The 23,684-nt window shown below is 73.0% G+C and carries 19 protein-coding genes and 1 tRNA gene; 10 read left to right on the top strand and 10 right to left on the bottom strand.

Translation table 11 applies throughout. The features are described 5' to 3' along the window. The first annotated feature begins 8 nt into the window (after nt 1-8). Complete coding sequence (locus V6U89_RS27690) at nt 9-4,175, top strand: alpha-(1->3)-arabinofuranosyltransferase (RefSeq protein WP_334575383.1); 4,167 nt, start codon at nt 9-11, stop codon at nt 4,173-4,175. On the opposite strand, the gene V6U89_RS27685 is transcribed toward V6U89_RS27690, so the two are convergent. Further along, nucleotides 4,100-5,299, bottom strand: a complete 1,200-nt coding sequence (locus V6U89_RS27685; RefSeq protein WP_334575379.1) for an acyltransferase family protein — start codon at nt 5,297-5,299, stop codon at nt 4,100-4,102. The genes V6U89_RS27690 and V6U89_RS27685 overlap by 76 nt on opposite strands. Before the next feature lie 111 nt (nt 5,300-5,410). Here V6U89_RS27685 and V6U89_RS27680 point away from each other — a divergent pair, with 111 nt between their 5' ends. The 3 genes from V6U89_RS27680 to V6U89_RS27670 all read left to right on the top strand — a co-directional run bounded on the left by V6U89_RS27680 (nt 5,411) and on the right by V6U89_RS27670 (nt 9,193). Beyond that, nucleotides 5,411-6,613: a DUF3068 domain-containing protein gene (locus V6U89_RS27680; protein ID WP_334575377.1), complete on the top strand. Its 1,203-nt coding sequence runs from the start codon at nt 5,411-5,413 to the stop codon at nt 6,611-6,613. Nucleotides 6,614-7,016: 403 nt separating this feature from the next. Continuing rightward, nucleotides 7,017-7,622 (top strand): DUF6230 family protein, encoded by a 606-nt coding sequence (locus tag V6U89_RS27675; protein ID WP_334575373.1) that lies wholly within the window; start codon nt 7,017-7,019, stop codon nt 7,620-7,622. 83 nt (nt 7,623-7,705) lie between these two features. Continuing rightward, nucleotides 7,706-9,193: a DUF6114 domain-containing protein gene (locus V6U89_RS27670; RefSeq protein WP_334575368.1), complete on the top strand. Its 1,488-nt coding sequence runs from the start codon at nt 7,706-7,708 to the stop codon at nt 9,191-9,193. A 141-nt stretch (nt 9,194-9,334) separates the two neighbouring features. Here the strand turns inward: V6U89_RS27670 and V6U89_RS27665 are convergent, their stop codons facing one another. Further along, nucleotides 9,335-11,005, bottom strand: a complete 1,671-nt coding sequence (locus V6U89_RS27665) for a DUF885 domain-containing protein (RefSeq protein WP_334575364.1) — start codon at nt 11,003-11,005, stop codon at nt 9,335-9,337. Next, the gene (locus V6U89_RS27660; RefSeq protein WP_334575362.1) at nt 10,989-11,657 is read right to left on the bottom strand and encodes a Uma2 family endonuclease; all 669 of its coding nucleotides are present in this window, start codon (nt 11,655-11,657) and stop codon (nt 10,989-10,991) included. The genes V6U89_RS27665 and V6U89_RS27660 overlap by 17 nt, the downstream gene beginning before the upstream one ends. A gap of 172 nt (nt 11,658-11,829) precedes the next feature. On the opposite strand from V6U89_RS27660, the gene V6U89_RS27655 reads away from it, so the two are divergent. Next, nucleotides 11,830-12,810, top strand: coding sequence for a DMT family transporter (locus V6U89_RS27655; RefSeq protein ID WP_334575358.1), 981 nt, complete (start codon nt 11,830-11,832; stop codon nt 12,808-12,810). A gap of 132 nt (nt 12,811-12,942) precedes the next feature. Here the strand turns inward: V6U89_RS27655 and V6U89_RS27650 are convergent, their stop codons facing one another. The 3 genes from V6U89_RS27650 to V6U89_RS27640 all read right to left on the bottom strand — a co-directional run bounded on the left by V6U89_RS27650 (nt 12,943) and on the right by V6U89_RS27640 (nt 17,936). Next, nucleotides 12,943-14,013, bottom strand: a complete 1,071-nt coding sequence (locus tag V6U89_RS27650) for a PHP domain-containing protein (RefSeq protein WP_334575356.1) — start codon at nt 14,011-14,013, stop codon at nt 12,943-12,945. A 75-nt stretch (nt 14,014-14,088) separates the two neighbouring features. Beyond that, nucleotides 14,089-17,004: a glycosyl hydrolase gene (locus tag V6U89_RS27645; RefSeq protein ID WP_334575351.1), complete on the bottom strand. Its 2,916-nt coding sequence runs from the start codon at nt 17,002-17,004 to the stop codon at nt 14,089-14,091. A 170-nt stretch (nt 17,005-17,174) separates the two neighbouring features. Continuing rightward, a complete protein-coding gene (locus V6U89_RS27640; RefSeq protein ID WP_334575347.1) occupies nt 17,175-17,936 on the bottom strand; it encodes a M23 family metallopeptidase in 762 nt (253 codons plus the stop codon). 78 nt (nt 17,937-18,014) lie between these two features. On the opposite strand from V6U89_RS27640, the gene V6U89_RS27635 reads away from it, so the two are divergent. From V6U89_RS27635 to V6U89_RS27620, 4 genes are all read left to right on the top strand, one after another. After that, the gene (locus V6U89_RS27635) at nt 18,015-18,401 is read left to right on the top strand and encodes a hypothetical protein (RefSeq protein WP_334575342.1); all 387 of its coding nucleotides are present in this window, start codon (nt 18,015-18,017) and stop codon (nt 18,399-18,401) included. Between the two features lie 73 nt (nt 18,402-18,474). After that, nucleotides 18,475-18,642 carry a hypothetical protein gene (locus V6U89_RS27630; protein ID WP_170285394.1) on the top strand — a complete coding sequence of 56 codons (168 nt, stop codon included), beginning with the start codon at nt 18,475-18,477 and terminating at the stop codon, nt 18,640-18,642. A 119-nt stretch (nt 18,643-18,761) separates the two neighbouring features. Then, nucleotides 18,762-19,286, top strand: coding sequence for a tRNA adenosine deaminase-associated protein (locus V6U89_RS27625; protein WP_334575338.1), 525 nt, complete (start codon nt 18,762-18,764; stop codon nt 19,284-19,286). A gap of 208 nt (nt 19,287-19,494) precedes the next feature. Next, the gene (locus V6U89_RS27620; RefSeq protein WP_334575419.1) at nt 19,495-19,950 is read left to right on the top strand and encodes a nucleoside deaminase; all 456 of its coding nucleotides are present in this window, start codon (nt 19,495-19,497) and stop codon (nt 19,948-19,950) included. A gap of 15 nt (nt 19,951-19,965) precedes the next feature. Here the strand turns inward: V6U89_RS27620 and V6U89_RS27615 are convergent, their stop codons facing one another. The 3 genes from V6U89_RS27615 to deoD form a co-directional block, all read right to left on the bottom strand. After that, on the bottom strand, nt 19,966-20,433 hold the full coding sequence (locus V6U89_RS27615) for an acyl-CoA thioesterase (RefSeq protein WP_334575333.1): 468 nt from the start codon (nt 20,431-20,433) through the stop codon (nt 19,966-19,968). Further along, complete coding sequence (locus V6U89_RS27610; RefSeq protein ID WP_334575328.1) at nt 20,430-21,068, bottom strand: TetR/AcrR family transcriptional regulator; 639 nt, start codon at nt 21,066-21,068, stop codon at nt 20,430-20,432. The genes V6U89_RS27615 and V6U89_RS27610 overlap by 4 nt, the downstream gene beginning before the upstream one ends. A 124-nt stretch (nt 21,069-21,192) precedes the next feature. Beyond that, the gene (gene deoD / locus V6U89_RS27605) at nt 21,193-21,900 is read right to left on the bottom strand and encodes a purine-nucleoside phosphorylase (protein WP_088959848.1); all 708 of its coding nucleotides are present in this window, start codon (nt 21,898-21,900) and stop codon (nt 21,193-21,195) included. A gap of 75 nt (nt 21,901-21,975) precedes the next feature. Here deoD and V6U89_RS27600 point away from each other — a divergent pair. After that, nucleotides 21,976-22,062: transfer RNA gene (locus tag V6U89_RS27600), tRNA-Ser, on the top strand. Nucleotides 22,063-22,130: 68 nt separating this feature from the next. On the opposite strand, the gene V6U89_RS27595 is transcribed toward V6U89_RS27600, so the two are convergent. Then, nucleotides 22,131-23,402, bottom strand: coding sequence for a hypothetical protein (locus V6U89_RS27595; protein WP_334575324.1), 1,272 nt, complete (start codon nt 23,400-23,402; stop codon nt 22,131-22,133). Nucleotides 23,403-23,684: the final 282 nt, after the last annotated feature.

Genomic DNA, 23,684 nt, shown 5'->3' with positions numbered 1-23,684 from the left:
CGGTCTGTGTGGCTTTGTCCGCCCTCGCGTTCCTCCAGGACCCCGGGCTGGTGGTCATCGACACCAAGGTCGACCTCGCCATCGATCCGGCCGGATGGCTGACCCGGTCCCTGCACGTCTGGGACCCGGACGGGACCTTCGGCCAGCTCCAGAACCAGGCGTACGGCTACCTCTGGCCGATGGGCCCGTTCTTCCTGGCCGGCAAGCTGCTGGCCCTGCCCGCCTGGGTGGTGCAGCGGCTCTGGTGGGCGCTGGTGATGACAGTGGCCTGCACCGGCGTGGTCCGGCTCGCCGAGCGACTGCACATCGGCACCCCGTGGGCCCGGCTGCTCGCCGGCGTGGCCTTCGCGCTCTCCCCCCGGCTGCTCACCGAGCTGGGCCCCATCTCGGTCGAGGCGTGGCCCAGCGCCATCGCGCCCTGGGTGCTCGTCCCGCTGGTCGGGCTGGCGCGGGGGGCGTCGGTGCGCCGGGCGGTGACCCGGTCGGCGCTGGTGGTGGCCTGCGCGGGCGGGGTCAACGCGACCGCGGTGCTGGCGGTGGTGCCGCTGGCCGCGCTCTGGCTGGTCGGCCTGCATCCGTTCCGGCTGCGGGTGAAGGCCCTGTTCGCCTGGGGGCTGGCCGTGGCGGCGGCGACCGCCTGGTGGCTGGTGCCGCTGCTGCTGCTCGGCCGGTTCAGCCCACCCTTCCTGGACTACATCGAGACCGCGCCGGTGACCACCGCGCCGACCGACACCACCACCGTGCTGCGCGGCGCGTCGCACTGGCACGCGTACCTCAACGGGGCGTACGGGCCGCCGTGGACGGCCGGCTGGCGGCTGGCCACCGAGCAGCCGCTGGTGGTCGCCACGCTGGTGGTGGCCGGTCTCGGCATCGCCGGGCTGGCCCGGCGCGGCATGCCGTACCGGCGCTTCCTGGTCACCGGGCTGCTGGTCGGGCTGGCGCTGGTCGGGCTCGGCCACGTCGGGCAGCTCGACGGCTTGGGCGCGCAGACCCAACGCACCTTCCTCGACGCGGCGGGCGCGCCGCTGCGCAACGTGCACAAGTTCGACGTGGTGCTCCGGCTGCCGCTCATCCTCGGCCTGGCCCACCTGGTCGGGCTGGTGCTGCGGGCCGCCCGTACCGGGGACCGCCCCGAGCTGGCCGCCCTGCTGCCCCGCCTCCTGCAGCCGGTCCGGCTGCGCGCCGCCCTGGTCACCGGGACGGCCCTGGTGGCGGTCGGCGCGGTGGCGGCCCCGGCGCTCGGCGGCGGGCTGGCCGCAGCGGGCAGCTTCCGCGACGTCCCCGGATACTGGCAGGCGGCGACGACCTGGCTGGACCGCAACGTCGGCGACGACCGCGTGCTGGTGGTGCCCGCCGCACGGTTCCCCCGCTACCTCTGGGGCAGCCCGAGCGACGAGATCACCCAACCGCTGCTGGAACGCCCCTGGGCGGTGCGCAGCTCGGTGCCGCTCACTCCGCCCGGCACCATCCGGCTGCTCGACGCGGTGGAGTCGGCGTTGGCCAACGGGCAGGGCTCGGCCGGCCTGGCCGACCTGCTCGCCCGCTCCGGAGTGCGATACCTGCTGCTCCGCTCCGACCTCGACTACGGCCGCAGCGGCGCCACCCAGCCGGTGGTGGTGCGCCAGGCGCTGCTCCGCTCGCCCGGCATCGCCCCCGTCCGCGGGTTCGGGCCCGAGGTCGGCGGTGGCTGGCTCCCCGGCAACTTCGTCGACCGTGGTCTGGACGCCAAGGTCCGGGCGCTGGAGGTGTTCGAGGTACGCCGCTCCGTCGACGCGGTCGTCGCGTACGACGCGGACGACGTGACCACCGTGGTGGGCGGGGCGGAGTCACTGCTGCCGCTGGCCGCGTCCGGCCGGCTCTCCGACGCGCCGACGGTGCTCGCCGGCGACCGTCCGGCCCAGCTCGGCGACACGCCGGTCACGCTCACCGACGGGCTGCGCCGCCGCGAGGTCGCCTTCGGGCAGCAGCACGACAACGCCTCAGCCACCCTGACCCCGGGCGAGCGGCCCCGCCTCGACGCCCCGGCCCGGGACTACCTGCCGGACTGGGGCGATGCGGCGTCGACCGTGGTGCGGTACCTCGGCATCGGCGGGGTCTCCGCGTCCAGCGCCTGGTCGCAGGCGCAGCCGCTGGGCGGCGCCCGCCCCGAGCACCAGCCGTACGCGGCCGTCGACGGTGACCTGAGCACGTCCTGGCGGTCCGCACCGGGCACGGTGGCGACCGGGCAGTGGTTCGAGGTGGAGCTGCTCCAGCCCCAGGTCGTCCGCAACCTGCGGATCACCTTCGACACCGGGGCCGACTCGCTGCCCACCAAGGTCACCGTGACCGCCGGGCGGCAGCAGACCACGGTGGAGACCTCCGGCCGGGTCCTGGACGTCGCCCTGCCCGACGGCTACCCGACGCGGGTCGTCCGGGTCACCGTCGAGCAGGTCTTCGACGTGCGGGCCGGCTTCGGCGGGGTGGGCATCTCCGAGCTCACCATCCCTGGCGTGCGGGCAGCCCGTACCCTCGTCCTGCCGTCCCCGCCGGCCACCGACGCGCCCGCCTCGATGGTGCTCACCGCCGCGCCGTCCGTGCCGGCATGCGTCTTCGACCGGGGACGGCCGATCTGCGACGGTGGGCTGGTGCGGACCTCCGAGGACTCCGACAAGATCGACCGCACCGTGGACCTGCCGGTCGCCGCCGGCTACCAGGTCGCCCTCCGGGCCCGGCCGAGGCCGGGGGCGGCACTCAACGCGCTGCTCGACGCCGGTGGCGCGGCGGTAGTGACCACCGGGGTCACCCCGACGATCGCCGCCTCGACCGTCGGCGTGCCCGACCCGGCCGCCCGGCCCGGTGCGGTGGTCGACGGTGACGGTTCGACCACCTGGTACGCCGCCGACTCCGACCAGCAGCCGTGGCTGCGGATCACCTGGCCGAAGCCGCGCACGATCACCGGGCTGCGGATGGCCCTGCCGCCCACCGCGGCGGCGGCCCGCCCGTGGCGGGTCACCGTGATCGGCGACGAGGGAATGCGCGGCGGGGCGCTGGACGCGGGCGGCACGATCCTCTTCGACCGGCCCCTGCGCAGCGACGAGATCACCGTGCTGATCTCGGACATCGTCCCCGCCCGCTCGTACGACCCGTACCGGCGGCTCACCCGGAACCTGTCGGTCGGGGTGGGAGAGCTGACCGTGCTGCCGGCCACCCCGGTGACCCGGGCCGACCCCCTCAAGCGGGTCGTCCTGCCCTGCGGCAGCGGCCCCACCGTCTCGGTGGCCGGCGAAGAGCGCCAGACGGCGCTGGTGGCCAACCGTCGCGACCTGCTGGAGATGCGCGAGGTGAACGCCGTTCTCTGCGGTCCGGGCGCCCGGGAGCCGCTGCAGCTGGCCCTCGGCGAGACCCGGCTGCTGGCGGCGGGCACTCGCCTCGCCGTGCCGACGCAGCTCACCCTCACCCCGCTGGGGGCGACGCCGGGGGCCACCGGTGGTGCGGCGGCCGGCACCGGGGAGCCGGCGGCCACCCGGACGGCGGTACGCATCGACGGCTGGTCCGCCACCCGCCGGGACCTGCACCTCACCGGCTACGCCGGCGAGCGGGTGCTGGCCCTGCGGGAGAACGCGAACGCCGGCTGGGTCGCCACCGCGGGCGGGAAGACACTGACTCCGTTCGTGGTGGACGGCTGGCAGCAGGGCTGGCTGGTGCCCGCGGGATACCGCGGGAAGGTGGAGCTCCGCTTCGCCCCGGACGACGGGTACGTGCTGGCGCTCGGCGCCGGGGCGGTGCTGCTCGCCGGGATCGCGGTGCTGGCCGTGCTGCCGTCGAGGCGTACTCCGGCACGGGTGCCCGCCGTGGCCCGCCGCCGGCGCGGCCGGTTCCTCGCCGCGCTCGTCGGTGGCGGCGCGTTGCTGCTGGTGGGCGGTCCGGCGGCGGTCGGTGTGGCGCTGCTGGTGTTCGTCGGCGTGCTCGCCGGGCGGATGCTGGAGCCGCACCTGCATCCGCCGGACCGGCGCGGGATGCACCGGCTGCGCAGGGGCACCGTGCGCTGGCTGCCGGTGGCCTGCTTCGCGGTCGCCGGGTGGTTCGTGGCGACCGGTGGCGGGCACACCGCGTGGCAGCCTCAGTTGGCCGCGGTCGCCACCGTCACGCTGCTCTGGCTCTCGCTGGTGCTGCGCCGCTTCCGGCGCGGCCACTGAGCGCCCCACCGCTGGAAGGGCTTCTCCACCGCGTAGTAGCTGACCGCGGCGAGGACCAGCCCACCGGCGACGGTGAGCGCGAAGGTGCCGAGCGGGTCGCCGGTGAACTCCGGCCGGTCGTCGACGAGGTAGATGCCCTCCAGCACGAACGGGTGCCAGAGGAAGAGCCCGTACGACACCCGGCCGAGCCACCGGCCGAGGACGCTGTCGAAGACGCTCTTGGTGCGGGTCTGCGGGCCGAACGCGACCGGGATGATCAGCATGACCGCGACGACCAGGTAGAGGACCAGCTTGGTGGCGAACTCGCCGGCGGTGGGCTCGGCCAGGTCGCGCGGGCCGGTGACCGGGGTGGTGGCGACGGCCAGCGCGGCCAGGGCGATCGCCCAGCAGGCCAGCGGGGCGCGGCCGAGGTCGTCCAGCCACCGCCAGCGGACACCGGTGCCGGTGCGCAGTGCGACGTGCGCGCTGGCCAGCGCCATGCCGGCGCCGAACCAGCCGGCGTACGACGGCAGCCACATGGTGTGCAGGCCGAGGCTGAGCAGGCCCAGGTGCATCAGCGCGACCCACGCCCCGGTCACCACCAGCGCGGCCACCGCGATCCTGGACACCCGGTCCGGGCGGGGGCGCCGGCCCAGCAGCAGCGCGGCGAGCATCGGCAGGAGCAGGTAGAAGGTGACCTCGGTGGCGAGACTCCAGGTCTGGCTGATGCCGTGCTTGAGCTGCCCGTGCTGGTAGATCTGCGTCAGTGTGGCGTGCCGCAGCCAGTCGCCGGTCGTCGCGTCCCGGTTGTGCGGCAGCACCAGCAGGCAGACCACCACCGCCACCCAGTAGGCGGGCAGGATCCGGGTGGCGCGCCGCCAGAGGTATCTACCGGCAGCGGGGGGACGCTGGTACGTTGCCTGCGCGTGTGCGTACGGCCGGAAGAGCAGGAACCCCGAGAGGACGAAGAACACGGCGACACCCACGTCGAGCCGGGACAACCAGGCGCCGAAGGCGGCGTCGCCGGTGTTGCGTCCGGTGGCGAAACCGACGTGGTGACCGACGACGGCGAGCGCGCCGATGACCCGGACCGCGTCGAGCGCGGGCAGTCGCCGCAGAACCTGATCGGGGATCGGAGCAGACATCAGCCGTCCAGAGGGTCGCGTTGATATGTGACTCGGGAGTAACGTGCGGCCCAGTTTTACAGACCGACCGCTCGCCGGACACCGGCTGACCGTCTTTGTTGGGGAGGATCAGTGAAGGCTCGCCTGGGTGCCGTGCTGTTCGGCATCGGCGTCTTGTCTCTCGCAGTCGCTGCGGGAACGGCCTACTACGTGGCTCCGTCGGTGACGAAGCTGCCGTACGACTTGACGTTCTGCAACGCCGAGGGCAAGCCGGACGGCTGCCTCAAAGCCAGCGTCGCGGTCGCCGAGAACGCCACGTTCATGCAGGTCGTCGGTGGCAAGCCGACGATCCAGACCGGCACGCTGAAGGCGACCACCGAGGTGGTCCCGCAGGCGTCGACGACCGAGAAGGAGATGACCGGCGACCTGGCCGGCGAGGCGGTGGTCTGGCAGGCGTACGGCCGGGTGGTCCGCACCGACAACAACTCGGACGTCAGCCTGTACTCGGCCGAGTTGGCGCTCGACCGCGAGACGGCGGCGGCGCGGAAATGGGACAAGCAGTTCCTCGACACCGACGGCGAGGCCAGCGAGAACGACTCGGTGACCTTCGAGGGGCAGACCTACAAGTTCCCCTTCAACGCGGACAAGAAGGACTACGTCTACTTCGACCGTGACCTGCGCAAGGGGCTGCCGATCGAGTTCGACGGCACCGAGAAGGTCAACGGCACCGACGCGTACCGGTACGTGCAGACGATCCCGGAGACCGAGCTGAACACGGCGGCCGGCTCGCTCACCGCGCTGGCCAACGCCCTGGCACCGGGTGCCACCACCGGCAAGGTCACCTACACCAACACCCGCACGATCTGGGTCGAGCCGACCAGCGGCAACTTCGTGAAGGTGCGCGAGCAGCAGAAGAAGACCTTCGTGCCGGACCAGGGCAGCACCGTCACCCTGCTGGACGCGGACTTCGTCTACGACGACGCGACCATCGCCAACAGCACCAAGTCGGCCGGGGAGACTCGGGACAAGCTCCAGCTCATCAGCCGTACGCTCCCGATCGCCCTGGCGGTCCTCGGCGCGCTGCTGCTGCTGGTGGGCCTCTGGTTGGTCATCGCCGGCCGCCGGGCGTCCGCCGCCGCGCGTCACCGGGCGGACGACGCCCCGGCGCCGGTCGAGGCGCCGACGCGACAGGATGAGTCCGTGGAGAACCGGCAGTCCGCCGAGGGTGGACCGCTGACCGACGAGATCCCGCCCGCGTCGACGAACTGGCGCGCGGACGACGAGCCGACGGTGCCGGCCCAGCGGCCGGCGTCGGGCGAGCGGGAGAAGCACTGACGCGGTAGCACTCCGAAGAGGGCGGGTCGATTCGTCGACCCGCCCTCTCTTTTCGCGTTCGCATCGTCACGCTCGGCACTTGTTACTTAATCGTAACTTGTCGATGGTTTGACTGCGCTGAGTCACCGATGCGGCGGCGGAATGCCCCTTTTGAGGGCTTGATCCGATCGTGGGTCCGGGGTCTCGTTCCACCGTGGGTGACGACAGTCGATCTGCGGGTGGTCCACAAGTTACGGGACCGTAGGTGGGGTCTTGTGACCCACGCCTCACCGGGTGCACCATCATGCGCACGTTCGTTACCCGCCGGTAACAGGTGACATGGCCCGGCCCGCAACGCCCCCCGTCCACCGACCGGCACACACCACCACCCCGAAGAGCACCGCCCCCCACCCAGGAGGAACCCGTGCAGGATCGGATCGAGAACCCGGGACGGACCCGGTGGCGGCGTTTCGCCGCGATGATGGTGCCCGCGACCGCAGCCGCCGGCGCTGTCCTGTTCGGCATGCAGTCCGGCGCCATCGCGTCCGACATCACCGTCTCCGGCCAGACCTTCAAGATCGGTGCCGAGCGCCTGGAGGGCGACGGCTTCAAGCAGTACGGCGGCATCGTCAAGGAGAAGAACGGCAAGGTCCACCCCGTCGCCCTCTCCGAGATCAGCAGCGCCGAGCTGTACAAGCTCTGCCAGTCGGTCCGGGCCGACCTGCCCGGCCTGCCGGTGGTCCTCACCATCAACGCCGGTGACGACAAGCCGGCGACCGCCAAGGACATGCTGATCGCGATGGACAGCCTGGACGGCAACGCGACGTTCACCAACATCAGGATCGGCCGCGACGCCAAAGACCTGAACGCGTCGGCGCAGGCCGGCTCGTTCGGCCAGGACGCCCAGCACGTCACCATCACCGGCCTGGAGCAGGTGTCCCGCTACACCACGGCGGCCACCTTCAACCTGACCGGCCTCCGCCTGAAGGTCAACGTCGGGGACGCCGCCAAGGGCAAGGAATGCTTCTGAGCTGAAGCGTGGCCCGCGGCGGGCACGCGCCGCGGGCCACGTCCCGGTCCCTCGTTCCCCCGCTCCGCCAGGAGGAGGAGTACGTGACAACCGCCGAACCGCAACACGTCCGCGCCGGTGGCCTCGGCCGGGCCTGGCGGGGGTTCCGCCGCTGGCGACGGACCCGGCCGTTCTGGGGCGGCCTGCTCACCGCGCTGGCCGGGGTGGAGATGTTCGCCTCCACCCGGATGACGCTCAACGGCCTGAGCTTCCACTCCGGAGCCACCGGGCTCTACTCGCTGCTGATCCCCGTCATCCTGCTCACCTGCGGGCTGCTGCTCTGGTTCAGCCCGGGGCAGCGGCTCTTCTACTCGATCGTCGCCGCGGTCACCACGATCTACTCGCTGATGGGTCTCAACCTCGGCGGCTTCTTCGTCGGCCTGCTGCTCGGCATGGTCGGCAGCGCCCTCGGCTTCGCCTGGACGCCGATCCGGTCGACCGATACCCCCACCACCGCGGTGGACGCCCCGGGTGACGAGGACCGGGACACCGCCGGATCCGACGACCCCACGCTGGCGGACGAGTTGCTGCCGACCCTGCCCCACCAGCGCGGCGGCGCGCCGGCGTACGAGCCGGAACGTCCCGCCCCGGCTCCGACCGGCTACGACGCCCCGCCGGCCGGGCCCCGCGACCCGCGCTACTTCGCCATGGCGCTGGTGGTGCTCGGCCTCTCCGCCGCCGGGCTGGTCGCCACCCGCCCGTCATCGGTGCAGGCCGCCCCGGCGGTCCCCGTTCCCGCCGCGACCACCACCTGCCCGTCCGCGCCGGCCGCCATCCCCTCCGCCACCCCCAGCCGGAGCGCGCCGACCGCCACGCCGTCGGCCAGCGCGAGCCCGTCGCCGACCCCCACCCGCGACGGCGGCGTGCTCGGCGACATCCTGCGCGGGATCGGTGACCTCTTCACCGGGGGCGGGCGTGAGGAGCCGAGCGCCAGCCCCTCGGCCAGCCCGACACCGAGCGCGAAGGCGGCCGCGCCGACCGCCAGTCCGACCCCCACCGGTCGGACGTCGAGCCGTACCGGCTGCGCGCCGAGTCGGCCGAGTCAGCCGAGCCGGCCCGGCCAGGTCGAGCCCGGCAAGCTGCTGCCGCGGATCGCCCCCGAGCCGGGGCAGCCGACGGTGGACCAGCAGCCGTCCAAGTTGACCGGCTCCTCGGTCACCATGAGCTCGTTGCGGTTCGAGGGGATCGTCGACCTGCCGACCGCGAACGGCACGCTCAAGGCGCTGAAGTTCAGCATGAGCAAGGCGGTCACCGACGACTTCAAGCTGGTGGCGGACGGCCCGGCGGGGCGCAACCAGCAGTACGTCACCGACCGGCTCACCGTGCAGGGCGACGTGGCGTTCTACGCCACCCGTTTCGTCGGCCGGCTGCTCGGCATCAAGATCACGCTGACGCCGGACCTGCCGTTCCCGGACGGCATCCCGGTCACCCTGCCGATCTCGGTCACCTTCACCGACCCGGTGATCGACCTGGCGTTCGTCGACTCGAACACGCTGACCGCCCGGCCGGCGCTGAAGCTCACTCTCCCCTGACCTTCGTCCCACCACCCTGGTGACCGGGGGCGGGCCGTCCCGCCCGCCCCCGGCACCGCACCCAGGGCCGGTGCCAAAAGCCCTCGGTCGAGCCGCGTCGCCTGGGCCCGCCGCAGGCCGGTCAGGGCTTTGACGCAGGCCCTAGAGGCGGGCCAGCGCCTTGCGCAGCGGGTCGAGCCCCAGCGAGCCGAGGTCGAGCGCCTGCCGGTGGAACTCCTTGAGGTCGAAGTCGGCACCCTTGCGGGCCTTCGCCTCCTCGCGGGCCTGGAGCCAGATCCGCTCGCCCACCTTGTACGACGGCGCCTGCCCCGGCCAACCCAGGTAGCGGTTGAGCTCGAAGCGCAGGTTCTCGTCCGGCACCCGGCAGTGCGCCCGCATGAACTCCCAGCCCAGCTCCGGCGTCCACCGCTCGCCCGGGTGGAAGTCGAAGGGATTGTCCTTCGGGATCTCCAGCTCGAGGTGCATGCCGATGTCAACGATCACGCGGGCCGCCCGCATGGCCTGCCCGTCGAGCATGCCGAGCTTGTCGCCCGGATCCTCCAGGTAGCCCAGGTCGTCCATCAGCCGCTCGGAGTAGAGGGCCCAGCCCTCGCCGTGCCCGGAGACCCAGCAGAGCAGCCGCTGCCAGCGGTTGAGCAGCTCGGCCCGGACCGCCGTCTGCGCCACCTGGAGGTGGTGCCCCGGCACGCCCTCGTGGTAGACGGTGGTCACCTCGCGCCAGGTGGAGAAGTCGGTGATGCCCTGCGGCACCGCCCACCACATCCGCCCAGGGCGGGAGAAGTCCTCGCTCGGCCCGGTGTAGTAGATCGCCCCGTCGCTGGTCGGCGCCAGGCAGCACTCGATCCGGCGGACCTGCTCCGGGATGTCGAAGTGGGTGCCGTGCAGGTCGCTGATGGCCTTGTCGGCCAGCGCCTGCATCCAGTCCCGGAACGCCTCCTTGCCCTTGATGGTCCGGGCCGGGTCGGCGTCGAGCGCGGCCACCGCCTCGTCGATGGTCGCGCCCGGGCCGACGATCCTCGCGGCCAGCGTCCGCATCTCGGCCTCCAGGCGGGCCAGCTCCGCGAAACCCCAGGCGTACGTCTCGTCGAGGTCGACCTTCGCGCCGAGGAAGTACTGGGAGGCCAGCTCGTACCGCTCCCGGCCGGCGGCCTGCTTGTCCCGGCCCTGCGGGGCCAGCTCGGTGCGGAGGAACTGGCCGAACTCGGCGGTGGCGGCGGTGGCGGACGCGGCGCCCCGGCGCAGGTCGGCACCGAGGGTGCCCTCCACGCCGAGCCGCTCCACCAGGCCGTGGAAGAAGTTGTCGCCGTCCGGGTCGGTCCAGACGTCGCACTGCTTGGCCACCTCGACCAGCTGCACCTTCGAGCTGATCTGGCCGGCGGCGGCCGCCTCGCGCAGGGTGGTCTTGTAGCCCTCCAGCGTCGTGGCGAACCGGTTGAGCCGGGCGGCGATGTTGGCCTGGGCGGCCTCACCCTCGGTCGGCATCAGGTCGAAGACCATGCGGATCTCGTGCAGCCCGCTGGCGATCACGTTGACCTCGCTGGTCACCTCACCCGCGTCGTACCGGGCGAGGTCCAGGCCGAGGCGTTCCTGCATGGCCTCCCTGGCCGTCCGCTCGGTCTCCGTGTCCGGCTCGGTCACGTCGAGGTCGGCGAGGGTGCGCCGGGTCAGCTCGGCCCGGGCCTCGTAGCCGGCCGGGGAGAGGTCGTCGAGCTGGTCGTCGTAGCCGGCGATGCCGACGTAGGTGGCGCCGGTCGGGCTCAGCGGGGCCCAGTCGGCCACGTAGCGGTTCGCGAGGTCATCGATTCGTCCCACGCTGCGACCCTACGTGACCGACCGACCCTGATGTCGAGCGTGTTTGGCATGTCCGGGGCAGCAGTCGCGCCGGGTCGACGTCGATCGGAAACGGCGACCGGGCGCGCAGCCGCTGCCCGCCGACCGCCCGCGCGGTGCGCACGTAGTGCCCGTCGCCGTCGAGGCCGAACAGCTCCACCGCCACCCGGCGCATCCAGCCGCCGATCTCCACCCGCATGAAGTACGGCACGCCGCCCTCGGCGCAGCGGCGCCGCTTGTCCGCCCCGCCCGGCGCCGGCCCGCCGGGCCGGACGAACTCCACGGCCAGGGCGCACAGCTGCGCCGGCACCCACCGTTCCTCCTCGTCGGTGGCGGGAAGGGTGTGCAGCACGGTGACGTCCGGCTGGATCCAGCAGGTCGGCGAGAAGGTCAGGTTGACCCGGCCGAGCACGTGCCGCCCGGTCGCCTCGGCCGCCGGCACCAGGGCGCTCGCCAGGCTCGCCATCGCGATGCTCTCGATGGCCGGCGGGAACGGGGTGACCACCAGCCGGCCGTCGACGCACTCGTGCCGGGCGCCGGCCAGCTCACCGACCCGCAGGTGACGTTCCGCGCGCTGCACCGTCCACCCGCCGTCGAGGTCGAGCACCGGATCCGACCCGCGCGTCAGCAGCATCAACGCCTCACCCCTCCCGGCTGATCAACGACGGTGCGCCGCCGGGGTTCCTGGGTGATCCCGCGCCGGCTCGACCGGTCGACGACGGCGCGGTGGCGGGACCGCTGTGGCGGTCGACACGGCGTCCGATTTTCGCGGGACATCGTCGTACCCCTGCGGCAGAGTGTCAGGGGTGACCACCCATGTGACCCCTGACCGGGCGCCGCTGCGCAGTTGGCTGCCCGGCTTCCTGGCGCTCGCCGCGATCTGGGGTGCGAGCTTCCTCTTCATCAAGGTCGGCATCGAGGAGCTGCACCCGCTGCATCTCACCCTCTACCGGGTGGCCACCGGCGCGCTCACCCTGCTGGTGGTGCTCGCCGTGCTCCGCGACCGGCTGCCCCGCGAGCCCCGGGTCTGGGCGCACCTGGTCGTGGTCGCCGCGTTCGGGGTGGCGCTCCCGTTCACCCTCTTCGGCTACGGCGAGCAGCGCGTCGAGTCGATGCTCGCCGGCATCTGGAACGCCACCACGCCGCTCATCGTGCTGCCGCTGGCGGTGCTGGCCTTCCGCACCGAGCGGCTGACCGCGCGCCGGGCGGTCGGGCTCGGGCTGGGCTTCCTCGGCGTGCTGGTGGTGCTCGGCGTCTGGGAGGGCGTCGGCGGCTCGCACTTCACCGGCCAGCTGATGTGCTTCGGCGCGGCGGCCTGCTACGGCGTGGCCATCCCGTACCAGAAGAAGTTCATCGCCGGCAGCGCGTACTCCGGGCTGTCGCTCTCCGCAGCGCAGCTGCTGGTGGCGACGGCGCAGCTCGCGGTGGTCGGTCCGCTGCTGGTCGGGGCGCCGCCGGTGCCGACCGAGCTGTCGGCGCCGGTGGTGGGCAGCGTGCTCACGCTCGGCGCCCTCGGCACCGGGCTGGCGTTCGTGATCAACCTGCGCAACATCCGGGTGGCCGGTGCGAGCACCGCCTCCACGGTGACCTACCTGATCCCGATCTTCGCGGTGCTGATCGGCGCGGTGGTGCTCGACGAGCGGCTGAACTGGCACCAGCCCGTCGGAGCCCTGGTGGTGCTGCTCGGCGTCGCGGTGACGCAGGGCCTGGTCGGCCGGCGCCGCCCGCGCGCCGAAGCCGTCACCGGCATCCCCGCCGTTCCGGCCGCGGAGCCCGCCGCCCGCTGACCCCGCCGGCCCGGACCTGGCGTCGTGCCGGTCCGACACTGATCCACTCCATCGCGGCGAAACGGCGGTGTCCCGGCTCGCGGACACCGCCGTTTCGGCGACGTCGCGGCCCCCTCCATCTGGCCGGGGCGGTCAGCGGCGGGTGCGGGCCCATTTGAGCAGGCGGTCGGCCGGCCAGGTGTTGACCACCCGGTCGGCGGGGACGCCGCAGAGCGCCGCCCGCTCGCAGCCGAACCGCTGCCAGTCCAGCTGCCCCGGCGCGTGCGCGTCGGTGTTGATGGCGAACCGGCAGCCGGCCTCCAGGGCCCGGCGGATCAGCCGCTTCGGCGGGTCCTGCCGCTCCGGCCGGGAGTTGATCTCGACGGCCACGCCGCGCTCGGCGCACGCGGCGAAGACCGCGTCCGCGTCGAAGTCGCTCTCGCCCCGGGTACGCGGCCGGTGCGCGCGGTCACCCGGACCCTTCACCCCGGCCGGGCGGGACGACACCATCCGCCCGGTGCAGTGGCCGAGGATGTCCAGGTGCGGGTTGTCGATCGCGGCCAGCATCCGGCGGGTCATCTTCGCCCGCTCGTCGTTCAGCCCGCTGTGCACCGAGCCGACCACCACGTCCAGCCGGGCCAGCAGCTCGTCGGTCTGGTCGAGCGAGCCGTCGGCGAGGATGTCCACCTCGATGCCGGTGAGGATGCGGAACCCCGCGGGCAGGGCCTCGTTCACCGCCGCGACGTGGTCGAGCTGCTTGCGCAGGCGGTCCGCGGTGAGGCCCCGGGCCACCTTGAGCCGCGGCGAGTGGTCGGTCAGCACCACGTACTCGTGACCCAGCTCGACCGCGGCGAGCGCCATCTCCTCGATCGGCGACCCCCCGTCGGACCAGTCGGAGTGGGTGTGGCAGTCGCCGCGCAGCGCGGTCCGCAGCGCGGTGGCCGCGGCGTCCAGGTCGGTGCCCTCGGTGGCGACCAGCCGGCGCAGGTAGACCGGCTCCTCGCCGGCCAGCGACTCGGCGACGCAGCGGGCCGTGACGTCGCCGACCCCGGTCAGCTCGGTGAGCTTGCCGGTGCGGGCGCGCTCGGCGACCTCCTTCGCCGGCAGCTCGGCCAGGGCCTTCGCCGCCGATCGGAACGCCCGGACCCGGTAGGTGGCCTCGTTGGCCCGTTCCAGCAGGAACGCGATCCGGCGCAGGTCGGCGATGGGATCCCGGGCGGTCATGACCTGCAAACTACGCGCCCGCGCCGCCGGTCGGGAGTACGACCGGCGGCGCGGGCTGGTGATAGGTACGCCGGATCAGGCGTACGGCAGCGTGACGACGGAGCGGTCGCCGATGCCGAGGGTGGTCGGGTTCGTGCCGATGGCGGACCAGACCTCCACCTTCACCGTGCCGTTGGACAGGTTGCCGAGGGCGCCGGTGGCGGAGAGCAGCCCGGCGTTCTGGGTGTAGTGCTCGTAGCCGGCGACCGGGTCGGTGGCGAAGTAGCGGTACGTCTCCATCCGGTCGACGGTCCCGTCACCGGTCAGGTCGTAGGAGACCCGCGCCTGCACCCCGTTGCCGACGGCCGAGCCGGCGTCGAGGAAGAGGTCGAACCGGGTCTGCCCACCCGAGTACGCCATGGTCAGCCCGGTAGCGGTGAAGACCACCGGGTTGGTCGGCGTGCCGTCGTGGTTGGTGCCGCCGGCGCCGGCCACCGTGGTGGTCGCCGTGCCGCCGGCCGCCCCCAGGCCACCGCCGGGGAGCAGGTACCGCGTCGGTGAGCCGCTGGGCGGGGGCGTGGTCGGTGTCGGGCTCGGGGTGGTGGGTGTCGGGCTCGGCGTCGGGCTGGTCGGCGTCGGGCTCGGATTCGCGCCGCCGTTGGCGTTGCCGCCGCTCCACGTGTACGCCCCGGTGGTCGCCGTCCGTCCGGCCGCGACCGTCAGCCGGGTGCCGTCGGACCAGGTCACCGTCAGCGGCGCGGCGGTGATGTTGCTGGCCACGTACGTGCGGGCGCCGTTGCGGGTGAAGACGGCGGCCAGCGGGTGGTTCGCGGTGACGCCGGTGTCCACCTGGCCCAGTGCCGCCAGGTTGCGGATCCAGTGGAACGTGTGGGCGCGGCTCTCGCCCTCCTCCGGCGTGTAGCCGGGGTTGGCCCGCAGCCTGGTCAGTGCCGCGTCGGGGTCGCCGAGGGCCAGGAACTGCCAGAGGATGTCCTGCCAGACCGTGGGTTCGCCGCCGTTGTTGCGGACCAGTTCGGCGTAGTTGGTCCGGGGGTAGGCCGGGCGGTAACCCAGGTAGAGGTGGCCGCCGGTGACCGGCAGCATGTTGATGCCCTGGATCATCTCCGGGTCGGCGCTGAACCAGGTGGAGTACGCGCCACCGTCGCCCCAGACCATGCCGACCGTCGAATGCCCGAACGCGGCCGGGAAGTTCTCGTCGTCGACGTCGAACCAGTACTGCTGGATCGCCGCCGCCTGGGTGGTGTACATGAACATGCCGGCGTCCCGGACGGCGGTGTTGCCGGTGGCCTGTCCCCACTGGATGAGGGCGTTGGCGAAGTTCATCCCCTCCGACGACGACTCCTGGTTGTTGCCGGCGGCGAACGAGCCGTGCCCGGAGGCCCAGTCGTGCCCGGCGTAGATGTCGAAGTCCCGCAGGTAGGGGAAGCGGCTGTCCTCGCGGCTGTAGTTGTTGGCGTCCCGGATGAGCAGGTCCACCATGCCGCCGTACTGAGCGGTGGTGGCCCAGGTCGGGTCGAACTTGGCCAGCGTGGCGGCGGCCGCGATGAAGTACCCGTAGTGGAAGTGGTGGTCGTTGAGCTCCTGGTCGGAGCCGTACGACGCGGGGTAGCCGATCAGGGTGCCCCAGTTCCGGTCGTAGTAGAAGACCCGGGCTGTCTTGCCGGGGGTGGCGGTGAACCAGTCGTTCAGCGTGGACCGGATGGCGTTCAGCGCGGCGGTACGCGTCTCGGTGTCACCGACCAGGTCGGCGATCTCGGCGATCCGGGCGGCCCGCCCGAGGCCCTTGCCGGTCCAGTACGTGTCGGTGCCACGCTGGTCCATCGGGTTGCCCCGCACCGCGGCGAGCTGGTCCCTGAGCTGGGCCAGGTCGGCGCCGGCTCCGGTGGCGACGGCGGGCAGCTCCGGCAGCACCCCCTGGTAGGTCATCGCGGTGCGGAACTGGCTGACGCCGGTGAGCACCTTCATCCGGCCCCGGGCGGACGGATAGCTCTGGCCGATCGGGGTGGCGCCGGCCAGCGCCTTCCACTGGTGCGGGTAGAGGCTCACCACGGTCTGGGTGGCGGTGCCCTCCCGGGGTGTGGTGGTGACGGCGTACGTGGTGGTGACCCGGCTGCTGGCCTGGTCGTAGGAGTAGGAGACCCGGGTGCCGGTGACGTGTGCGTGGGCGTACCGGCCGTAGGTGGTGGCGAGGTCGGCGCGGGCGATGGCGTCGGTGCTCGGCGTGGTGGGCAGCAGGGCGACGGAGAAGTAGCCCTTGCCGGCCAGGGTGGAGGTGATCCGTCCGCCGGCGACGGTCCAGGTGGCGCCGGTCGGGGCGTACGCGACGTAGTCGTGGCCGCGGACGGTGAAACCGATGGTGGCCCCGTTCTGGGACCACACCGTCGGGCTGCCGCCGGTGGGGTTGATCAGCGCGTCGCCGCCGCTGGTCCGGAAGTAGGCGAACGGGAGGCCGTGGCCGATGGTGGCCCGCAGCGTACGCGTTCCGTCGCTCCAGTACGGGCTGACCGTCCAGTCCGTCCAGTCGTCGACCTTGACGACCGGCGCGCCGAGCCCGGTCACGCCGACCCGGATGTCCTCGGCGTACGCGTACTTGTACTCGCCCACCCCGGTCGCCGTGCCGGTGACGGTGGGGGTGGAGGTGGCGGAGAAGCCGAGGCCGTCGCCGAACGGCTGGTAGGAGGCGGGGTGCGCGTGCAGCGGCTCGCTGTACGCGCAGTTGGTCCGCTTCCACAGCAACGACGACCACCAGTCGTTGGTGGGGACCGGGCCGGCGGGCGCGTTGGCGGTGACGAACTGCCGGGGGTTGGTGGACAGGTCCCCGCAGCCGGTGGGCAGGGGGCCGACCCGGTCGGTGGTGTAGCTGCCGGCGCCGACGGTGGCGGCCTCGGCGGGAGCGGTGGCGGTGAGGGCGAGACCGGCGACGACGACGGCCAGGGCGGTGGTGGTGGCGAGCACCCAGGGGGTGCGGCGGGGTGGGACGGGAGGGTTCATGGTTCCTCCAGCGCGGCGCCGGATCGGGGGCCCGAGGTCGCGGTTCGTCGGAATCGAGAGGTTTGTTATCTGTGAGAGCGCTCTCTGAGGCGGACGTTAACGATTGACAAGACTTTCGTCAATGTGTCAGTCGGGTGACGACCGTGTTGCGCGGGCTCCCGTGCCTCCGGTCAGCCGGCGTCCGTGGTCGTGCGCGGGGCCTTCGGGCAGCCGTGTTCGCGCTGCCAGGACGTCACCGCGGCGACCGGCGACCGGTTGCCGTCGCGGCGCCACGAATCCAGGTACTTCGCCGGCCACACCACGCCCCGGCGGATCCACCAGTCGTCGTGGCCGGTGCACTTCGGCGACAGGCCGAAGTGCAGGTGGCAGACGTTGTTGGCGTTGCCCGTCCGGCCCACCTTGCCGAGCTGCTGCCCCGCGCGGACCCGCACGCCGGCGTCCACACCGGCGCTGATCGCGCTCAGGTGCGAGCCGTAGTACCGCACCCCGTCGTCACCGAGCAACGACACCGAGAGCCCGCCGTTGTACGGCCCCAACGGCCCCCGCCGGTCGAACCGGTCCACCCGGCTCACCTCCAGGATCGTCCCGTCGGTCACCGCCACCACCGGCTCACCGCAGTCGGCGAAGATGTCCGTGCCCGGATACGCCGAGTGCGTCGGGTGGTAGGCGACCTTGCCGGCGCGTACCGGGAAGACCCGACGCAGCGGCGGGCGGCTCGGCGACGCCGACGGGGCGGCCGGGGTCGCCGAGGGTGCGGCCGTGGCCGGCGCCGGCTGGTCCGCGGTGGCCGTCGCGGAGGGAGCGTCCCAGACCGTGCTCGGCGCGGCGGCCGGCCGGTCGCCGGGCGCACAGCCGGCGAGCAACGCCGGTGCCAGCAACAGCAGGACCGGGTACGCCGGACGCGCACGGCGGCCGGTCGATCGCGACGACATCCGGACATCCTGGCAGACGGCTACGGTGGGAGGGTCCCCCGGAGCGCCGGGGGTGCGTGGACGGGAGCGGTGACGGCGATGGATGGTCAGCCCACGTACCCGGCCGGGCCGGCCGCCGGGCAGTTCATGGCGCGTACCCCCTCGGGTCTGTTTCCGTCGGGGCCGCCGCGCCGGCCGACGTGGCGCGAGCCGCACCCGGTGACCGGCAGCGGGGTGGCCGCCGGCGGCGCGCTCGCCGCCGCCTGGCTGGTGCTCTTCGGCCTCCTCGGCCGCGGCGTCTCCGGGTACGCGTGGTGGACCGTGATCGCCGGCGTGGTGGCCTGGCTGGCCGCCCTCGGCCTCGTCCGGTACGGCGACCGGGGCGTGGGCACCGGGGTGGCGATCGTCACAGCGGGTGGTTGGAGCATCGCGTTCGCGATCGTGGTCGTGCGCTGGGCGACCAGCGCGGACTGGCCGATGTGGTGACGCTGTGTCATCACCCGGCTTCGTTTCGAACGCCATCTTGACGTACTCGCTGTGACTGGGGACGCTTTCCGGTATGGCCTGGACCACCCCGCGGCTCGACCCCGAGCGGAGCCGTCGCCGCCTGCAGATTCTCGCCGAGCTGGCGGGGGCCCGCGCGGTACGACAGCGGGACAAGCCGCAGCGGGAGCGCACCGAGCGGCTGCGACAACTGATCGCCACCCGGCGTCGCGTCGCCGGCTGAGGCGACTTTCTCAGGATTGACCGGCCCTTCGGGGCGTTGACCGGTCGCCTGCCGACCCGACCGGTTAACGTGCATCGCGTAACGAGTCGGCGTGCTGTGCCGAGGCCTTTGGGGGGACCGTGTCGTACTTCGCTGCCGCCGCTGTGCGCGACGAGGGCGAGTGGAGCGCCGCCGAGGTGAACCTACGGGGCGCCTCCGACATCGACGACGTCGCCGACCGGCTGCGCGACGTCGAGCCCGACGCCGACCTGTCGCTGCTCTTCGTCGAGGCGGACGACGCCTACCTGGTGATCCTGCGCCTGGACGAGGGGGAGGACCTGCGGATCTTCGGCTCCGACTCCGCGTACGCCGAGGAGTCCCGGCTGGGCGCGCTGCTCGTCGGTGACCTGAAGACCTCGGTCACCGGGCTGGAGGAGAGCGAGGAGCCCCGGCCGTCCACCGGGACCGAGGAGAGCGAGCAGCCGGCGGTCGACCCCGAGGCGGACCCGGTGGGCGACGCGGACATCCTCGCCGACCTGGGCATCTCCGCCCAGAAGCTGCTCCGGCTCTGCGCCCACGAGGGGATGCTCCCGGCCGATGTCACGGCCGAGGTGTGCCAGGTGCTCGGGTGCGCCGACGAGGTCGAGGAACTGCGTGAGGTCTGACCCGCCGTCCGGCGACGGAGCCGCCCTGTCGGGCGGCGGTTCGCCGCAGGCCGGCGCCGCCGAGCCGGTCGACTCGACCGACCCGGCGCTGGAGACCGTACGTCGGGGGCAGCCGACCCCCGGCGCCGTCGGTCGGGTCGGGCCCGGCGCGGACGAGGGGCTGGCCGACCCGGACGGGGCGGGCCGCCGGCAGCGGCACGAACTGTGGATGCGCCGCGCGCTGGAGGTCGCCGTCACCGGCCCGGACACGGCCGCCCCGGGCGCCGACGGCGCGGACGCCGCCGACGACATCCCGGTCGGCGCCGTGCTCTACGGCCCGGACGGGACCGAGCTGTCGATCGGGCGCAACGAGCGCGAGCTGACCGGTGACCCGACCGCGCACGCGGAGGTGCTGGCGCTGCGTCGGGCCGCCGAGCGGCTGGGCCGCTGGCGGCTCGACGGCTGCACGCTGGTGGTCACCCTGGAGCCCTGCACGATGTGCGCGGGCGCGCTGGTCCTGGCCCGGGTGTCCACCGTGGTCTTCGGCGCCTGGGAGCCCAAGACCGGGGCGGCCGGCTCGCTCTGGGACGTGCTGCGCGACCGCCGGCTCAACCACCGGCCGGAGGTGTACGGCGGCGTCCTGGAGTCCGAGAGCGCCGCCCTGCTGCGCGCCTTCTTCCGCTGACCGCCCGCCGCCCGGTCAGGCCGGGGTCGGGGCGGGGCGGAGCAGGTTCGCGGCCACCGCGCGGCCGGTCTCGGTCCACGGGGTGGGTCGCAGGGTCGCCGGGTCGAGCCGGACGATCGCCCGCCGGCCCTCGGCGTGCACGACGCTGCCGTCGAGCGAGCGGAACTGGTAGGCGTACTCGGCGCTGCTGGTGCCGAAGTGTTCGAGCCAGAAGTGCACCGCCACCGGCCCGGTGGCCGCGATCGGGGCGCGGTAGGTGATGGTGAACTCGCGGACCGCGTGGAAGGTGTCCGGCGCGCTGCGCTGCCCGCCCTGGTAGGAGACGCCCCGCTCGGCCCAGTAGGCGGTCAGGGCCCGCTCCAGCAGCACCGCGTACCGGGAGTTGTGCAGGATGCCGAGGGCGTCGAGGTCGTCGAAGTACACGCTGACGTGCTCGACGTGGCCGTACTCGACGGCGGAGGGGGTGGCGACGGCGTGGCTCATGAGAGGCCTTCCGGTAGCAGGGTCGGATCGGGGCACAACGCCCGCAGGTGGTGCAGCAGGCCCTGGCGGGCGTGCCGGTAGGCGGTGTCGGGGTCCAGCAGCCGGGACCGCAGAGCGGCGGTGATCCCGAGCGCGTCGATCTCGTACGCCAACTGCGGGACGTCGGTGTCGGTGGGGAGTTCGCCGGCGGCGACCGCCTCCCCGACGAGGTGTTCGAGGAACGCGGTCCAGCGGCCGAACACCTCGGCGAGCCGGTCCCGGACCGGGCCGGGTCGCGCGTTGTACTCGAAGTCGGTGCTGGCGAAGAAGCAGCCGCCGGGGAGCACCCGGGCGGCGTAGAAGTCGATCCGGGCCTGGTGCAGGGCCCAGAGCCGCCGGACGCCCCGGGGGGCGCGCAGCGCCGGGTCGATGATCCGCTCCTGCCACTGCTCCACCGCCCGGTCGACGGTGGCGAGTTGGAGCGCCTCCTTGGAGCGCCAGTGCGCGAACAGGCCGGACTTGCTCACCCGGAGCGTGTCGGCGAGCTGCGCGAGCGAGAGCCCGTGCAGTCCGACCTCGGTGGCCAGCACCACCGCGGCGTCCAGCGCGGCGCCCCGGGTCCGGTCGCCGCGGGCGACGCGTCCGTCGACTGTCATGGGGAGAGGCTAATCAAAAAGCACGACCGGTCGTATTGTTTCACCACGTGACCGTGCTCACTCCGGACACGGCGACGCCCCGCCATCCGGGGCGGATGACGGGGCGCCGAGAAAGGAGGGGAAATCAGGCGATGGCGGTGTCCAGGGCGATCTCGACCATCTGGCTGAAGGTCTGCTCGCGCTCCTCGGCGGTGGTCTTCTCGCCGGTCTTGATGTGGTCGCTGACGGTCAGGATGGTCAGCGCCCGCGCCTTGAACCGGGCCGCGATCGTGTAGAGCGCCGCCGACTCCATCTCCACCGCCAGCACGCCGTAGTCGGCCAGGGTGTCGTAGAGGTCCGGCCGGTCGGTGTAGAAGGCGTCCGCCGCCAGGATCGGCCCGACCCGCATGCTGATGCCGCGCCGCTCGGCCACCTCCACCGAGGTACGCAGCAGCCCGAAGTCGGCGACCGGGGCGTAGTCGATCAGCCCGTCGAACCGCATCCGGTTCATGTTCGAGTCGGTGGAGGACCCGATCGCGGCGACCACGTCGCGCAGCTGGAGGTCCTCAGTCAGGGCACCGCAGGAGCCGACCCGGATCAGGGTCTTCACGCCGTACTCGTTGACCAGCTCGTGGGCGTAGATGGAGGCGGACGGCATGCCCATGCCGGAGCCCTGGACGGAGACCGGCACGCCGTTCCAGCGGCCGGTGAAGCCCAGCATGCCCCGGACCGTCGAGTAGCACGTGGCGTCCTCGAGGTAGGTCTCCGCGATCCACTTGGCCCGCAGCGGGTCGCCCGGCATCAGGACCCGCTCGGCGATCTCTCCCGGCTTCGCGCCGATGTGCGTACTCATGGCAAAGATCCTGCCAGGCCGGAGGCGGGCATACCGGTTCGGCATCCAGACCGGCGGTCCTGTACCCTCGTCGGCGGTGGCGTGTCCGAGTGGCCTAAGGAGCACGCCTCGAAAGCGTGTGAGGGGGCAACCCCTCCGCGGGTTCAAATCCCGCCGCCACCGCTCGTGAACAGCGAGAACGCCCGGTCGATCCGCGAGGATCGGCCGGGCGTTCCGCTTGTGGTCTCAGGTCAGCAGCGGACCACGGCGGCGTCTATGATCGCCTCGCCGGCCGGTGCCAGGGTCGCCGGGTTGCTGGAGGCGCTGCCGCCGCCGTACGAGTAGTTGTGGTACATCGCCAGATCCCCGTCGACCGAGTCCGCGAAGCAGTACGGCGCCTGAACGGTGAAGCTGGCGACCACCCCGCCGGAACGGAACAGCGCCGTCCAGGTGCCGTCCGCGGCCACGGTGGCCCGCACGTACGTCTGGCCGGTCTGGTCGTCCTGTACCCAGACCGACAGCTGGGCACCGGTCACGCCGGTCTCGTCGGCGTCGCGTACCCCGTCCCGGTCGGTGTCCAGCCAGACCGTGCCGCGTACCGTCCCCGGCTCGGCCACCGTGACGGAGGTCTGACCGGTGTTGTTGGCGAGGTTGTCCTCCGGGGAGGTGGTGGTCGCCTTGGCGGTGAAGGTCACCACGTCGCCCGGGACGGCGGCGGTGACGGTGGCCGACAGGTGCAGCGGCTCGGGCGTCCACCCGTCCACCATCTGGTAGTACAGGCAGTCCCAGCCGGGCTGGCCGGCGACGAGGCTGGTGCCGAACTCGCAGTACCAGGGGCTGTTGTAGTCCTCGCTGACCCGGGTGAGGCCGGCCGGCAGCGGCACCGTGACGTGGACCAGCTCCGCCGTCATGTTCCCGGCGTTGCGCACCTGCACGGAGACGTTGACGGTGTCGCCCACGATCGGTTGGGCGGGGTCGGCCTGGGTCGCGAGGACCTCCAGGTCGGTCACCCCTCGCACGTACGTGATCGGGGCGCTGCCCATGTTGTTGCTGGTGGAGAGTTCGGGGCTGGTGGTCTTCGCAGTCGCGGTGACGGCCGAGACGGTGCCCGCCGGCGCGGGCGGGAGATAGAAGTCGAACCGCAGCGGCGGTGCGCTCGCCCCCGCGGCCAGCGCCCCGTACGTGCAGGTGGCGGCCGGGCCGAAGTCGCAGGTCCAGCCCTCCGGTGGGCCGTTGCCGTCAGTGAAGTAGGCGCCGTCCGGCAGGCCGTAGGTCAGGGTGACGTTCGACGCGGACCGGGTGCCGGCGTTGCGGACCTGGACCTCGACGGTGGCTCCGCCGCCCACGTCGACGACCTGGTCGCGGGGGGCGATGGCGGTGGCGGTGACCGCCAGGTCCGCCCGGGGCGGCGCGGCGGCGGCCGGCGCGGCGGGGAGCGTCGCGGCCGCCAGCGAGAGCAGCGCGGCGAGGCCGGACGCCCCGGCGAGCCGGGTACGGCGGGTCGGATGAGGAGTGTGATGCATCAGATCCTTGTCTGTTGCAGGAATCGGCCGGCGGGAGTCACGGCCGGAGCGGGCTTCCGCGCCCGTCCCATGATCCAGCGCCGGAAACCGACGATCCGTCACAGCCGACCGGAATTTGGTGGCTTCTCCACTCTGGAGCGTTCGCGTCGCGGTCGCCGCCCATCGACCGATCGGCGTACGGTGCCAGCCAGCCGGTGGTCGACCTGCCCGTTCGCCCAGTTATCGCCGAACGTCCGTCCCTTTACGGTGTCGGGGCAGTTCACCACGATCGGGGGTTTTGGT

It is taken from the genome of Micromonospora sp. CPCC 206171 (assembly GCF_036906755.1).
Taxonomy (GTDB): domain Bacteria; phylum Actinomycetota; class Actinomycetes; order Mycobacteriales; family Micromonosporaceae; genus Micromonospora; species Micromonospora purpureochromogenes.
The sequence above is the reverse complement of the archived record's forward strand: the minus strand, read 5'-3'. Positions and strand labels throughout refer to the sequence as shown.

Bases quoted from the DNA above. Each gene is read 5' to 3' on its own strand.
- V6U89_RS27620 (WP_334575419.1), top strand. From the start codon at position 19,495: ATGCGCCGCGCGCTGGAGGTCGCCGTCACCGGCCCGGACACGGCCGCC.
- V6U89_RS27610 (WP_334575328.1), bottom strand. From the start codon at position 21,068: ATGACAGTCGACGGACGCGTCGCCCGCGGCGACCGGACCCGGGGCGCC.
- deoD (WP_088959848.1), bottom strand. From the start codon at position 21,900: ATGAGTACGCACATCGGCGCGAAGCCGGGAGAGATCGCCGAGCGGGTC.
- V6U89_RS27645 (WP_334575351.1), bottom strand. From the start codon at position 17,004: ATGAACCCTCCCGTCCCACCCCGCCGCACCCCCTGGGTGCTCGCCACC.
- V6U89_RS27685 (WP_334575379.1), bottom strand. From the start codon at position 5,299: ATGTCTGCTCCGATCCCCGATCAGGTTCTGCGGCGACTGCCCGCGCTC.
- V6U89_RS27650 (WP_334575356.1), bottom strand. From the start codon at position 14,013: ATGACCGCCCGGGATCCCATCGCCGACCTGCGCCGGATCGCGTTCCTG.
- V6U89_RS27630 (WP_170285394.1), top strand. From the start codon at position 18,475: ATGGCCTGGACCACCCCGCGGCTCGACCCCGAGCGGAGCCGTCGCCGC.
- V6U89_RS27595 (WP_334575324.1), bottom strand. From the start codon at position 23,402: ATGCATCACACTCCTCATCCGACCCGCCGTACCCGGCTCGCCGGGGCG.
- V6U89_RS27615 (WP_334575333.1), bottom strand. From the start codon at position 20,433: ATGAGCCACGCCGTCGCCACCCCCTCCGCCGTCGAGTACGGCCACGTC.
- V6U89_RS27640 (WP_334575347.1), bottom strand. From the start codon at position 17,936: ATGTCGTCGCGATCGACCGGCCGCCGTGCGCGTCCGGCGTACCCGGTC.
- V6U89_RS27635 (WP_334575342.1), top strand. From the start codon at position 18,015: ATGGATGGTCAGCCCACGTACCCGGCCGGGCCGGCCGCCGGGCAGTTC.
- V6U89_RS27660 (WP_334575362.1), bottom strand. From the start codon at position 11,657: ATGCTGCTGACGCGCGGGTCGGATCCGGTGCTCGACCTCGACGGCGGG.